Below are 15,127 nucleotides of genomic sequence, written 5' to 3'. Positions count from 1 at the left end.
TAAAACCCCTTTGGGGTTTTTTTCACAACGACGTTGTGATTTTTTTAGTCAAATTGCCATTTTGGGGGCCCGCACGAACTATTGCAATAAACTCCTGCCCCCCCCCCCCCCCCTTTTTGAGCTTGACCTTGACCTTGTTCGTATGAACTATTTGGCCCTAAAGGGCCTGTAGGTGGTTCAACAGCAGGCGCACACGACTGCAGTAACGCTAACAATACGATTGCAAGCGCGACAAAAATTGCCAAAAGCATCTAAGTTTCCTTAATCGGATTTATGGGTTTAACGGAGTTTCAATTAGAAGGCTTTCTGCCGAGAGTAACGCATCTAACTTATTGGTAGCTTTGTTCATTATCAAAGGACCCAATCTGAATTCGAAATCGTAGTGCATAGCAAGTGACGACTCAGGTCCACTCGACACCTTCGACCTACGATTTATTAATTCTTCATCCGTAAGCGCTCGGTTCCAGAGTTGCACGTTGTCAATCTGAGCATTTACAGGATAAGCCCCCCCAAATGTAATAGGCTCCGTACTCTGCCCGCTAAAACGAATATTCGATAAGGTCCCAACTAACTGACCATCAATATATGCTTGAGCGTTAGGGGCTTGGTATCGAAGAGTAAAGTGATACCATTGTTCACTATTTAAACTAGCACTATTATTTCGACTTTCATCACCAACGCCGTAACTCAAATCACCGTTTTTATTTAAACCAATGTAAAAACGATGTTTATTATTGTCATCAGAACCAACGTACTGTAATAGCCCCTTAAGTTGGTTAAACTTGATATCAAACATTAATGTTTTGTCTTCAGAATTAGGATAAATCCCCGTTACAACGTGGCTATTTTTGTTACCATCCAATTGCAGTACACCACTCGATATAGATATACCTTGCTCTCCTTGAGCCAACTTTACTGCTTTGTACCAATCAGTAAATGAGTACCAATTGGTGATACCATCACTATTGCTATCTTTGTTGCCATCCCTAACACGCAAAGCGCTCCCTTCTTCAAGCTCAAACCCATCGAACATGCTATCCCCATCTATATCTGGATCGCATGCAGAGACAAGTATTTCTAATTCTTGTCGATCGGATAATCCATCGTGATCGGTATCGTTTGTTGTGGCATCAACACACATTTTCGCTTCAACGTAATCCGGGATAGTATCTAAGTCAGTGTCATTGACTTGATGACTTTCAAGCTCAATATCATCGACCAACTTTAGGTCGAATTGATCATTGGCGTGATTTTTTACCCATTCTCCTTTCACCGACGAAAAGTCATAAGACGCGATTAAACCCTCGATATGCTCCTTAGGATGCAGCGCCATGAAGCGGTGGAGTTCTGGTTCAGACAAGGCTCTGTCCCATATCTGCACGTTATCAATAAGGCCAGTGTAAAAATCAGAAGCCATTCCCGACTTATTCAAAGCGCCCAACCAAAGTGCATGTTCGAAGGGAGCAGAAATCGTCGACCAAGAACGTATTGTTTCTTTTGTTAATTGTCCATTGAGGTATAGTTGAATATGATCATCATTTATGACTAACGCGATGTGGTTCCAATCATCCGTCGAGTATTCCGCCTCTCTAAAAGAATAACCACTCGATTTGTCTTCACCCCATGCGAACTTCTTCTGCGCATACTGAATTCCAACGTAATAATGCTGGTCGGCAGTTTCACTTACACCGGATAACTGTGATTCTTCACTGGTTGATTTAAACCAATACATTAAGGTTGAATCACCGTTTTCTGGGAAGAAAGACGTAATTGCATAACCTTTACTCGCCGACAAGGCGCCAAATTCGACCACTGTTTCAGGCAATTGCTCTGTTTGTATCTTTCGATATTCATCCCAGTTGGAAATACCGTTGCCATTGCTGTCAAAATTAGCATCAGTAATCAAGCCATCACTACCGTGAGAACGCTCAAAGTCATCCGTCAAGCCATCATTATCACTGTCAGGATCGCAAGGGTTAGTAATCAAAATGAATGGTTTGCCAACTGAGAGTTCATCACCATCATTAACGCCATCACCGTCGCTATCAGCCGTTAACCCATCAGTACAAAAAGCTAACTCTAATCGGTTAACAAGACCATCGCCGTCAGTATCTTCGTCTGTTGGCTCAGCAACTAAGTAAGCGCCTTGCGTTAATTTGAGATCGTATCGTCCTGTTGCTTTATTTTTCACCCAATCACCTTGGGAGTGAGTAAAGTCATACCATGCAGCAAGATTGCTATCCGAAGCTTTGGGCGCAGTAAACATATACTGGTAAATTTCAGTTGCGTTTAATGACCGCTCCCAAATACCAACATTATCAAGTAACCCCTTCATATGTTCTTTAGAGAAGCCTACATCATTAACGGCTCCAAGGTAGGTGGCCCACACATTCGGTAAGTCTGCGCGCGATGGGTATTTTTCATCTACGAGTTGCCCGTTAAAGTATAATTTTGCTTTTCCTTGATTTGACAAGACGAGAGCTAAATGTGCCCATTCATCCGAATTAAGTTTTGCGGCAGTATATGATGTGCTGCGCTCGTCACCATATTTTACTTTATCGTATGAAAAACCAAGTTTATGTGTATCCATGTTCCCTGATCTTTGCTCTTTACTTGGCTGATACTTAACCCAAAACATCAACGTCATGTCATGTGACAACGAGAAGTGATTGGTAATTGCGTACCCATTGTTATCCGTTAACTGCAAAGAACGTGAGGATTCAATGATGTCGTCTTGTGACAACTGTTCAACTTGATGCTGGGCATACGCTTCCCAAAGGCTCAAATTGGGATGATTTACAGAACTTTTCCCTGCGTTACTCTGAAGCGGATCACTGTTTTGTTCTAACTCAAAATCATCCGGAATATTATCCCTATCACTGTCCCATAAACAGGGGTCTGTAATTGTTAAATATTGGGAATTGACCCCATATTCCTGACCATCCAATAGACCATCACCGTCTGTGTCAGCTTGGGTTTCATCTAAACAGCTTGCAAGTTCTAACTTGTCATCTAAACCATCCAGGTCTTGATCAAGTATCGCTTGCTCTGGAGAGATTTTAGCTCCTTGAACCAGCTTTAAATCATACAGCCCTGTGACGCCATTTTTTACCCAACCACTCCTAGTGTGGTTAAAGTCATACAGCCATTGCAATGAGCTGTCTTGTTGGGGAGTTGGTGGCGTAATCATATAGCGTCTAACCTCTTCTAGGCTTAATACGCGTTGCCACAACATGACATTGTCCATTTGGCCGTTCATATGACGATCCGCTAGACCTTCAATATTAGTTGCACCCAAGAAAAACGGATAACCAATCATTTTAAGCACACTTTCATTCACATCTACCATTTGACCATTAACATAAAGCTTCGATTTTAAATCACTTATAGTTAACGCAATATGGTTCCACTGATTATTGATTAAATCGTGGTGATGAGCGACAGAACCACTACTACCAACCCAATAAAGAGGGCCATACATACTGTGTCCTAAAGACAAAATCACATCATTCGTTATATCACTAACACCACTCATTGATTTGTCATACACGAAAAGATCTTCGTTCGGCTTATACCAAAACATAATGCTGGTAGGTTGCTCTTTTGGGTAATAACCTGAGATGGCGTACCCTTTTGTCTCTTCTATATCCAAAACGTTAGGCGCAACCTGTTCAATAGAGGAGAGAAATTCATCACTGCGGTTTATATATTCAACATACCTATCCCAGTTTGGCTTATTAACTTCAGCATCAATAAGATGGCCATCGGCTAACGTTGGATTCATGTTGTTATCGATTTCAAATGCGTCATCAATACCATCATTGTCAGTATCAGAGGAGCAAGGATTAGTGGTGAACTTTTGGCCATTGATAAGAAAACCTTGATTGAGTTCGTAACCATCGCTAAGTCCGTCACCATCACTGTCTAGCACCTCAGAATCAGTACAATAAGTCGCTTCAAACTCGTCGCTTAACCCATCTTTGTCAGTGTCGTAAGTTTGCTCTGATTCAATGATATGTGCACCCTTCACCAATTTCAGATCATATTTCCCAGTTGCCCTATTTTTAACCCAAGCTCCAAGATGATTTGAGAAGTCGTACCAAGCGACAAGGTTTTCGTTAGTACTATCAGGGCGCTGACGCATATAATTAATTATTTCCCTTTGGTCAAGAGCCTTATTCCAGAACTGAATATCATCAACTTGACCATTTTGATGTTTCACATCCAAGCCTTTATAGTTAACCGCACCAAACCAAAGTGTATAAGAGGACCCAAAATTCTCATTTCGTTTATCAATAATCTGCTCTAATTGCCCGTTAACAAAAAACTTTTGGGTACTTTGAGAGATAACAATCGCCAAGTGGAGCCATTGATCTGATTTGATCGTAATATCTGATTGAAGTTTTTGAGAATTTGAACGAACTAGCGGCTTATCATTTCCACTAATACCTATGTAACTGCCTTTATAAGTATCAGTTTGTACGCCACTAAATTGATCTAGGCCTTGCTTGTTTGGTTTAAACCAATACATCAATGTAGTTTCGTCATCGTTCTTCTCTCGTTGAATATCAGAAACTGCATAACCTAAACTGTTCGACAGGTTCAACTCACCATCTAAGTGTTGCACTTTTTTGCCTTGCTCTAATAGGCGATGCACACTCTCTTCGGCATAGGTTTCCCAGTTGGCAATCTCTTTATCATTTAATACAACATCAAGGTCATGTTTTGTTGGATCCATACCATTGTCTTGCTCAAATTTGTCATCAATACCATCGTTATCGGTATCGCTAATACAAGGGTCTGTGGATTTTAAAGGTGCCAAGGGTGTCAGTTCATTTTTATCTAAAATTCCATCCTCATCACTATCACTGTTATATACGTCCAAGCATTTCCCTAATTCAAAAGCATCAGAAAGGCCATCGCCATCACTGTCTCGCTCTTTGTCCTCTGGTTTTAAGCGAGTAACATCGGTCAACTTGAGATCAAAGCGACCACTCACTTGATTAATTACCCAATCACCACGCGATTTAGAAAAATCATAGGATGCAACAAGCCCTTGAGTGTTTACTTGAGGTGCTTCGGTCATGTAACGACGAACCTGATGTTGCTCCAGGGCTTGAGTCCAAATCTGCACGTTATCAAGAATGCCATTCATGAAATATTTCGGCTGACTCGAATCATTCAATGCTCCGATCCATATCGCGAGTATCTCTTTTCTATTAAACCAAGTTGGCACACGACTCGAGTAAGCTAAATTCCCATCTAAATAAACTTGGGTGGTATAAGTGTTAGAATCCCAAACGAAAGCAAAATGATGCCAATTATCAATAGTGATATTTTGCTGAAATCTCCTAGGATAAAAGGAAGTATTAATAATTCCTTTTATGGTGTTATTGAAACCGATTCCTAATTTTGTTTGGTGCCACCCTTTACCGTTAAATCCAGAATATTGTTCGGATTTATCCTTAGGTTTAAACCAGTACATTAAGGAAAAGTCTTCTTTATTATTCGACAATCCAGAAATAGCATAAGTATTGCTGCCTGTTACATCGAAGTGCCTATCTTCTTCAATAACCTGAACCTCACTGTCTCTCTTTTCAACGTAAGAAACATACTTCTGCCAATAACTGTTCTTTGAACCTAAGTTACTTTTCAGCGCATCGTTCTTCGCTGGGTTCATTGAGTGGTGATATTCAAAACCATCAGCGATACCATCGTTGTCGGTGTCGGCATTGCATGGGTTTGAAGTCACATCTAGCGATGAGCCAATACCGAACTCTTCACCGTCAGGAATACCATCCGCATCACTGTCGGAGTTATGACTATCACTACACAGAGCACTCTCGAATATATCAGGTATACCGTCACTATCTGAGTCGATATAGTTTTCTTCAAGCTTCAACTTCGCTCCAGCCACTAGCTTCAGGTCAAACTTATTCGTTACTCTATTTTTGACCCATTCGCCGCGGCTTTCATTAAAGTCGTAAAAGCCAAGTAAGTTATTACTTGTCACTCTGTCGAGACTAAACATGCTTTTTGCGACATCTTGTTGTGATAGCGCTACATTCCAAACACTAAGATTATCGATCACCCCCTCAATACTTTCTGGTTGCCAAGCTCGCTTGTGATGACGAGCACCAATCCAAAGGGCATATTGGCTGGCTTCTTTAAATGCCAAAGATCTCATCGTGTGCTTTAGTTGACCATTAATATATATTTCTGCCACAGAGCTTGAATAGACCAAGGCGACATGCGTCCAATCCTCATCCTCAATCTTCACTTTACTTAACGTGACAGATTTATTTCCAACACCGAACGTGACACTATTTTCTTGATCAATACCGGAATAGAACCGACGACCACTATCATCGTCACTACCCATTGTCTGTTGCTCCTGACTTTCAGCGTGTTTAACCCAGTAAGTCATACTCATCGCTTCACTACCTGGAGCAAACCCAGAAATTGCATAACCATTGGTATTTCTTACATCTAACAATCTGTGTTCGGATATAACTTCCAGTTGCTGTTGCTCATGTTTCTTCGCAATCCAATCAACATAATGCGACCAGTTATCTCCTCGATAGCTATCAACCACCATTGGATCACTGCCAGCTTCAACTTCATACGCGTCTTCGATTCCATCAAAATCACTATCTTGTAAGCAAGGAAGTGAGGTCATAATTATTGATTCACCAAAACGCATTTCTTGACTATCTAAAAGGCCATCATTATCAGAATCGGGGGTTTGCGAAGACACGCATAGCTTGTCTTCGATGTGATCGGGCAATTGGTCTCGATCACTATCTAGTGCAGAAAAAGTATAAATTGGACTTTTGGAGTTAGCGCCTTTTCCATCATGCGCGACAACGTTCCAATATCTAGAATGGCTGTCTGAAATATGAGAAAAATCCAACTTTAGTGAAGTAGCTGTGATACCAGTTTTAAATTGACGTAATTTTCCTGGTTCATCGCCAAACCAAAAATCGTAATAGGAAGCGCCTTTAATTGGTAACCAAGTAAAAGTAATGGATTGTGACAAGTTTTTTATCGAATAATTATCTGGAGCAGTCAGTGTGATAGGATTAAGGTCTGAAGAAAACTCGCCTTTGCTTATACTTAGACGATTACCAAGAGCATCAACAGCATAATAGTTAAATTCATTATCGGCTTTTTCATTGATTAATTCTCCACGTAGATTGTATCTATATTCTACTTGACTTGCATTAATGTAGAAAAAACCAAGTAAGAGATATAACATCAACGTCTTTAATGAGATCTTAATAAAAGTCACGAATAAAACTCAGGTTAGAATAATCATTGTTAAATGCTATTTAAAAACCTCACAAAATCCCAATCAATTTAATTTATATAGTTATAACTATTAATTATAATCGAATCATCAACGTTATATTTATCGAAAGTTAATTACAAATCAAACAACGAGCAGTAGTTTATTGTTCTTTCTATAGGATAAATCACTAATACCTGACTTAAGCTTCAAAAGTGTTTATAGTCCAGACATACATTTCAACATCCATGATTGAGAGGCAGTAATGATCAGTTGGCCATCTTTGGTAAAACTCGACGGTGACGATGAACTTATTTACGTCGCATCCGAAAAAGAATTTCAGGCGGAATGCTCAGAGATGATCTTAGGCGAAGATGATTACCTCATTGATTCTGAAGGCAATAGCTACTCGCTTGAATCAAGATCAAATCAACTGTCTCTCGCGAAACAACCTGAGCAGTATTCAATTGAAAGCGTGACCAAGCTGATTCGAAATCACGAGTTCCAGAAAGCAGAAGTGTGCCTGATGAAGATCCACTTCCTGACGATCGAAGAAGCGATTCAATCTTTGGCTTTTGAGCCTCGTTAATATTGGGTATTAATTCAAAACTTAGGTTCGACTTAATACGTCCAAACAGAACAAACAAAAACAGCGCCAAATTAGACGCCGTTTCTATTTCTTGCCTCGTTATCACAAAGCTGGAGTTATCTTCGTTTAGATAACTTCTTTTGAAGCGTCCGTGATGATAAAGTTATCGATGTACCCATTAACATTGACCTCATCCTAGGTAATGTCCGGGGGTTTAACCGCTTTATCTAAGCCAATTAAGGTGTGAATGAGTATTGTAGGCGAGATAATCCCCTCTTTGACATACCTACTTGAATTAAGTGAAACTCTGCTTTTCTGTATGTACCGAAATTCTAATGACTTCCTAAGGATTACTCTATCCATTGGAGCATGTTTAAGAAGCCATGAGTGCGAGATGTCATCAAAGCAAGACTTTATATCTTCCTCGAATATCCATTTCGCCGCGCTCACCGATCAACCCTAGTTTAGGAGTTTAAAATGGCAAATCCTTTAGAACTCAATATCGATTATATTTTAAAACCCAACGGCAGCTTTCAGCCGCCAAGCGCCTGTGACATCGAATTTAAAAGATGGACAGGAAATCTTTATATGGCTTTTAAAAGCAATAAGGTAAAAGCGATACCTTACCTGCAGAGAGGTATTGATGCCGTTTATTCTCATCTTGAAGCGATGAAATATAGACACCATAAGAAGCTAAGTAGCAGTTATGGTTTTGGTGCCTCAGATGTGACAAATGATCCGGTGTGGATGGTTCTGCGCAGTCAGATTAGAGTACATTTCAAAAAAATAATAAGAGAAGTTCGCCCAAGTAAAACGCCACTGGAAAATATTCGCTTTAAATGTATTAACCGCACTACCTATAATTTTTTGCTACAGCAGATAAAACTCATCGAATCACTTAGAACAAATATTGTAAGAAACGGTGAGCTAGGACGTATACAGCTTGAAGTGATTGATGCACAACTTGATAGCCTGAAAAGTTTGTACGATCAGAAAGAGAACATTGATAATAATATCTGGCAGATCCTTAATGATCAGCATAAACGCAATTCATATACCGCACTTTGTCATAAAGGTCTCAAGACCAGTTATGAAGATAAAGCATCAGCAAGAGACGGTGCGCTAAGTACTAAAAATACCCTGGATCTTTTTGCTGAAGGCAAAATTGAAATAAAACGTACTTGGGATTTTAGAAATATAGTCCGTAACCAAGCCTCAGTTAAGGCTGGTGTTGAAGCACGAGTTAAAGTAGAAACCGACTTGCATGCAAAATTCGGCAGCAATGGCGGGGCGGGGATTATGAAGGGGCGGGCGGGCAAGCCGGAAATAGGCATAACAGGCAATGCCGGTGTTAGCCAAGGATTGGGAAAAGAAACCAACTTTTCACAGGCTGAGCTTGAAAATCGTAATGGTTTTGCACCAATGCAGTTGATCCCTGGCATCGATATCGGGGTTAACCTTGAACTGGCGGCAAAATTTGGCGTAATGGTTGAAGTCAGCCATGAACTGAGTATTGGACAGTTATTTGCTCTACAAAGCGAAGCGTCCTTATTTGTCGGCGCGGAAGTTAAAGCTCAGGTAAACGGAGCATTCAACAGCAGTAATATCCTCGGAGCTGATGAGTTTATTGTCGGCGCTATCGGTGGTAGTGCTTTTATCGGTGCTAAAGCGAAGGGATCGACAACAGCCGTTTTTAAAGCGCGCAGTATTGATGCTGCACGTTTTAAAATTGAAGCTTCGGTAAGTGCCGGCGCTGGAATAAACGCGGCACTTGAGGCTGTTGTACGCGGTAGTGGCGATATTAAAGTGAGAGCGGCTGCCGGCTTAACAGCAGGTATAGGTACTGATGTAGAGGCGGATACCATGGTTAATCCCCTTCTCCTAAAGGTTTTGCTGTGGGATAAATTAGCCTCCCATTTAACAACAAAAGCTTATCAAAAGCGTAAAAATGAAAAATATGACCGCAGTGTCAACATAGTTGCACTTGGCCGATGTCAGAATAAAGCCCACACTTATATGATTTTATTAGATCAAAGCTATAAGTTGCTTGCTGAAGAATTATGGCGAATTTCTGTTATCACAGACTTTACTGAATCTGACATTGATGGAATGAGGGGGACTCTGCCGAATTTGTTCAGACCACCAGAACTTGAAGCCGCCTATTTAAGCTCAACGGATAACAGTGACGACGCATTGACCAATGCCCAGCTAGGAGTTGAAATAGCCGCTAATGCACGCTTTAAAGACAGGAAGAAAACAAAAAAACACGCACAAAAGGGCAGCTTGCTGATCTTAGAACCTCAAGTTTAGCCTTCAAAAATTACGCTTCTGTTGCGAATAGTAAATTGGATATTGCCCGAAAGGGTCAGCTGTAGTTATAGTTGTGGTGGTAGTTATAGTTGTAGTTGTAGTTGTAGTGGTAACAGTCGTTGTAACAGTAACTGGCGAGAGAAGAAGCGATTCAGTCACTCGCCTTTGAGCCTCGTTAATATTGGTTATTAATTCGAAATCTAGGTTCGTATCAGAACTTCCAAACAGTAAAAACAAACACAGCGCCTAAATAGGCGCTGTTTTTGTTTGTTATCTCGTTATCGCTTAATTAAGCGACAAGAAGTCAGATTAAGCGATAAAAAGTGAGACTAAGCGATGAAAATCTGTGCCAATGCGTAGCCTAAACAACATGCACCCACTACACCGATTAAACCGACCGACATGAATGAGTGGTTGAAATACCACTTACCAATCTTGGTGGTACCAGAGACATCGAAGTTAACCGTAGCGATATCTGATGGGTAGTTCGGGATGAAGAAGTAGCCGTAAACCGCTGGCATTAAGCCGATAAGCAGGGCTGGGTCTAGTCCTAAGCCAAGACCAACAGGCAGCATCATACGTGCAGTAGCGGCTTGCGAGTTCACCACAACCGATACAATGAATAGCGCTAGTGCAAACGTCCATGGGTAGTTAGTTACCATTTCTACGATGCCAGATTTGAACTGAGGCATTGCGTATTGGAAGTAAGTATCCGACATCCAAGCGATACCGAAGATAGCAATCGCCGCCACCATACCCGATTTGAATACCACACCGTTTGGCACATCACGCGGGTCAGTTTTGGTTGCCAGCAAGATGATACCGCCGAAACAGAGCATCATCATTTGGATGATCACCGACATCTTGATTGGCTTGTCGCCGTCTACGATGGTTCTGATCTCTGGCACCATCGCCACGATAACAATCACGACAATTGAAAGTAGGAAAATCAATACCGCATTACGAGCCGAAGTTGGCAGTACTTCATCCAAAGAGGTCGCAGTAGTGCTCTCGATGCGTTTTTTCCACTCAGGATCTTTTAGACGCGCTTGGTATTCAGGATCGTCGTTCAGTTCTTTACCACGTTTCAAGCTATACAGAGAAAGCAAAAGTGTGCCGAACAGCGTTGCAGGAACCGTCACCATCAAAATCGAAAGCAGAGTAATAGAGTGTTGGATATCAGAAAGTTGCGCGAGGTAATAGACCACAGCAGCCGAGATTGGAGACGCCGTAATCGCCAATTGAGACGCCACCGATGCAGCCGCCATTGGGCGTTCAGGACGAATACCGTTCTTCAATGCCACATCACCGATGATAGGCATGATGGAGTAAACCGCGTGGCCAGTACCTAATAGGAATGTCATCGAGTAAGTCACGAACGGTGCTATCAAGGTGACGCGTTTCGGGTTCTTTCTCAGTACCCTTTCGGCCACTTGCAGCATGTATTTCAAGCCACCAGCCGCTTCAAGAATAGAAGCACAGGTAACAACAGCGAGGATGATCAGCATTACGGTGACAGGTGGAGACGTTGGTGGCATCTTGAAGACAAACACCTCGATAACCAAACCAATACCAGAAACAACACCTAAGCCGATACCGCCATACCGAGACCCGATATAAAGTACGACTAATAAAAATAGAAACTCAAAATACAACATAAGCAACCTTGCTAAAAATGTGGACTAATTCTATTTTGTCCGTAAGTTCCACCATTTACTTTTTGCTTGGTCACACTATGATTGCAGGCTTCCGAAAATTGTTTTTTATAAGATTATGGTCACGTTAACACACCTGTAAGTTTATGAATTGTAATAAGAAGCCAGACCCGAAACCTAGATTTGTTATGTATGATAATCATTCTTGTGTCTGTTAGAACGGTATGATCTATAAAATATCAAGCTCATAACTTAACGATATCATTCCAAATAGAATAAATTGGATTACAACTCATCCAGAGGCATATTACAGAGCCAATTCTGCATATTCTCACGCAACACTGACTCGCCTATCTCCAGACACTATGTCAAAATACTCGCCCTCACGACGACAACACAGAAAGAACCACGTATATGAATTTTCAAGCTGCTATTTTTGATATGGATGGACTGCTGCTCGACACCGAGCGACTTTGTATGCAGGTTTTTGAAGAAGCATGTCACGCGCAAGGTGTTCCGTTTTTGCAGGATGTTTACTTAGGCATCATTGGTTGTAACGCAAAAACCATCGAACAGATTTTTAGAAAGGGCTACGGCGAAGGGTTAGATTACCCAGCATTGAACAATGAATGGCGCACTCGCTACAGTGCGATTGTTAAGCACCAAGCTATCCCAGTTAAAGATGGCGTGATTGAGCTTCTTGAATGGCTGAAAGCAAACGACATTCCAATCGCGGTGGCGACCTCGACTCAGCTTGATATCGCTAAAAAGAAGCTTGAGCTGGCTGGCCTAGATTCTTACTTCACCTCACTAAGCACAGGCTGCGAAGTGACCAATGGTAAACCTCACCCAGAGATCTACTTACTAGCGGCAGAACGCCTAGGTGTTGCCCCTGAAACCTGCCTAGCGTTTGAAGACTCAAACAACGGTATTCGCGCATCAATGGCAGCCAACATGATCAGCTTCCAAATCCCTGATTTAGTAGAGCCATGTGACGAAGTAAAAGCGCTTGGGCACACCATCAGCCCTTCTTTGCATGATGTGTTAGCACAGCTTCAACAAGCTGCAGCTTAGGCTCTGAACCGTTGTTAACGCTTTAATCAACACAGGATAACCTTTCTATTAAGCCGACTCACAGAGTCGGTTTTTTTGTGGGTATTCCTTTTATAAAAGATAAAAACTCGCGCTTGAAACTGTTAAAGTCGATATGAAACGACACTGAACGATAAGCAACATTGATAACGTCTACAGATGGGGAAAGGGACGCGTGATTAAAAGATTTGAAAGCCAACTGCTTGATTTTGCACAGCAAGAGATGACACAAGATGCAGCGCACGACATCAGCCATATTAAGCGCGTAGTCAAAACTGCCAAGGCTTTATGTGCTCAAGAACAGGCTAAGCTTGAAGTCGTGCTGCCCGCCGCTTACCTTCATGATTGCTTCACCTTTCCGAAGAACCACCCAGACCGCGCTCAAAGCTCACAAATGGCGGCAGACAAGGCTATCTCTTATCTCAAATCTATCGAGTATCCTGCGTCCTACCTCGACGAAATCCATCACGCTATTGTCACTCACAGTTACAGCGCCAACATCACACCAGAAACCTTGGAAGCACAGATTGTTCAAGATGCAGATCGCCTAGATTCTCTCGGTGCGATTGGTATCGCTCGCTGCCTGTACGTAGGTCAAAGCTTTAACGCCGAGCTGTATAACCACGAAGACCCGTTTGCGAAGCAGCGTGACTTGGATGACAAGCATTACAGCGTCGACCATTTCTACGTAAAACTGTTTAAGCTCGCTGAAACCATGAATACAAAATCAGCCAAATTGGAAGCCAACAAGCGCACCGAGTACATGCGTGGCTTTCTTGATCAGTTGGGTGCGGAAGTTTAGCGGCTTATAAAAAAAGACACACGATAAGGAAGAGATAAGAATATGGAAATAAACCGCTTTAAAGCATCCGACGCCGACGAGATCGTCACTTGGTTTGCATCCCAAGAAGACTACGTTCTATGGGGCGGACGAACCTTTGGCTGGCCGTTAGAAACAGCCTCCATCATCGAACGATCTCAAGAACCACATGTCGAGCTATATACCTTTTCTGCATCTAAGTCATACTCTGAACCGAACGCCGATTCAAACGCCAACTCAAACGCCAGGGACTTGCTTGGCTTTATCGAATTTCAACGCATGTCAAACAATGAACTTCGCTTTTGCCGAGTTGCGATTCACCCAAACCAACGAGGCAAAGGGCTTGGGCAATCCATGATAGAAAGTGCATTAGACGCTGCGAAAAAAATCCCTGATGTCACCACCATCACCTTGGCCGTATTCAAGCAAAACCACGGCGCAAAGCGCTGCTACGACAAAGCGGGCTTTGAGGTGGTCGACAAAGAGCCGAGCGTGAAAGAGTTTAATGGCAAAACCTGGCCCTTGTATCAGATGGAATTAAAGCTCTGCTAGTTTATTTTAATTGTCAGGTTAGTTTTAGTTACCAGGATTGTTTTATTTAACAGACTTATTTTAATTGCCAGATTTGACCCCATATCATTAAGCATTGGCTACACAGATGTAATTTGGAACCTTCATGACCCAAGAAAAATTCGACACCATTTATCAACGTGCAGCTCACCGTAAAGGCGGAGCGGCCGAGCTCGAAAAGATTGTTCGTGCGCCCCTTTCACAAGCCGAGCTGTCACAAATCACAGACGACCGCTGGTTGGCAGCCTTTACTGAAAAGGTATTCCAATGTGGTATTTCATGGAATGTAGTGAGAAAGAAGTGGCCGCAATTTGAAGAAGTGTTCTTTGAATTCGACATCGAAAAAATGCTGATGCTACCAAATGAAATGTGGGAACAGAAAGCACAAGACCCGCGTATTATTCGCCACCTCACTAAGGTGATGACCATCCCTGCTAACGCCACCATGATCCACAATGCCAAGCGTGAGGCGGATTCCTTCTCACAAATGGTTGCCGACTGGCCATCAGAGCGTATTACTGAACTTTGGGATTATCTGAAGAAACACGGCAAGCGACTAGGTGGTAATACTGGTGCCTACACTCTGCGCCAAATGGGCAAAGACACCTTCATCTTGTCGTCGGATGTTGAAGCGCACCTACGCAGTACCGATGTGCTAGATAGCGGCCGTAACACCAAGCGAGCACAACTGGCAGCGGGTAAAGCCTTCAACGAATGGCAGCAACAATCAGGTCGTAGCCTGAGCGAAATCAGCCAGATCGTTGCCTACAGCTGTGGTGATAATCGAGTTTAGTGGTCATCGT

General features: G+C 42.2%; 8 protein-coding genes. 6 read left to right on the top strand and 2 right to left on the bottom strand.

What is annotated here, in order from left to right; genetic code table 11:
- Positions 1–271 precede the first annotated feature (271 nt).
- Positions 272–7,291 carry a LamG-like jellyroll fold domain-containing protein gene (locus ACED60_RS03120; RefSeq protein ID WP_371726917.1) on the bottom strand — a complete coding sequence of 2,340 codons (7,020 nt, stop codon included), beginning with the start codon at positions 7,289–7,291 and terminating at the stop codon, positions 272–274.
- Between the two features lie 262 nt (positions 7,292–7,553).
- Here ACED60_RS03120 and ACED60_RS03115 point away from each other — a divergent pair, with 262 nt between their 5' ends.
- Both ACED60_RS03115 and ACED60_RS03110 read left to right on the top strand, forming a co-directional pair.
- Entirely contained in the window at positions 7,554–7,877 is a 324-nt protein-coding gene (locus ACED60_RS03115; protein ID WP_371726916.1) for a DUF4144 domain-containing protein, read from the top strand.
- Between the two features lie 477 nt (positions 7,878–8,354).
- Positions 8,355–10,187 carry a hypothetical protein gene (locus ACED60_RS03110; RefSeq protein ID WP_371726915.1) on the top strand — a complete coding sequence of 611 codons (1,833 nt, stop codon included), beginning with the start codon at positions 8,355–8,357 and terminating at the stop codon, positions 10,185–10,187.
- 329 nt (positions 10,188–10,516) lie between these two features.
- On the opposite strand, the gene ACED60_RS03105 is transcribed toward ACED60_RS03110, so the two are convergent.
- The gene (locus ACED60_RS03105) at positions 10,517–11,845 is read right to left on the bottom strand and encodes an anaerobic C4-dicarboxylate transporter (RefSeq protein WP_004732879.1); all 1,329 of its coding nucleotides are present in this window, start codon (positions 11,843–11,845) and stop codon (positions 10,517–10,519) included.
- Positions 11,846–12,256: 411 nt separating this feature from the next.
- Between ACED60_RS03105 and ACED60_RS03100 the strand changes: the two genes are divergently transcribed.
- The 4 genes from ACED60_RS03100 to ACED60_RS03085 all read left to right on the top strand — a co-directional run bounded on the left by ACED60_RS03100 (position 12,257) and on the right by ACED60_RS03085 (position 15,117).
- Positions 12,257–12,916, top strand: coding sequence for an HAD family hydrolase (locus ACED60_RS03100; protein WP_371726914.1), 660 nt, complete (start codon positions 12,257–12,259; stop codon positions 12,914–12,916).
- 193 nt (positions 12,917–13,109) lie between these two features.
- Positions 13,110–13,736, top strand: coding sequence for an HD domain-containing protein (locus ACED60_RS03095; protein WP_371726913.1), 627 nt, complete (start codon positions 13,110–13,112; stop codon positions 13,734–13,736).
- Between the two features lie 42 nt (positions 13,737–13,778).
- Positions 13,779–14,306: a GNAT family N-acetyltransferase gene (locus tag ACED60_RS03090; RefSeq protein ID WP_371726912.1), complete on the top strand. Its 528-nt coding sequence runs from the start codon at positions 13,779–13,781 to the stop codon at positions 14,304–14,306.
- A 124-nt stretch (positions 14,307–14,430) separates the two neighbouring features.
- Positions 14,431–15,117: a DNA-3-methyladenine glycosylase I gene (locus ACED60_RS03085; protein ID WP_371726911.1), complete on the top strand. Its 687-nt coding sequence runs from the start codon at positions 14,431–14,433 to the stop codon at positions 15,115–15,117.
- Positions 15,118–15,127: the final 10 nt, after the last annotated feature.

The organism is Vibrio sp. 1F279 (genome assembly GCF_041439815.1).
Classification (GTDB): domain Bacteria; phylum Pseudomonadota; class Gammaproteobacteria; order Enterobacterales; family Vibrionaceae; genus Vibrio; species Vibrio tasmaniensis_A.
Note: the sequence above shows the minus strand (reverse complement) of the source record. Positions and strands in the feature narration are given on the sequence as shown.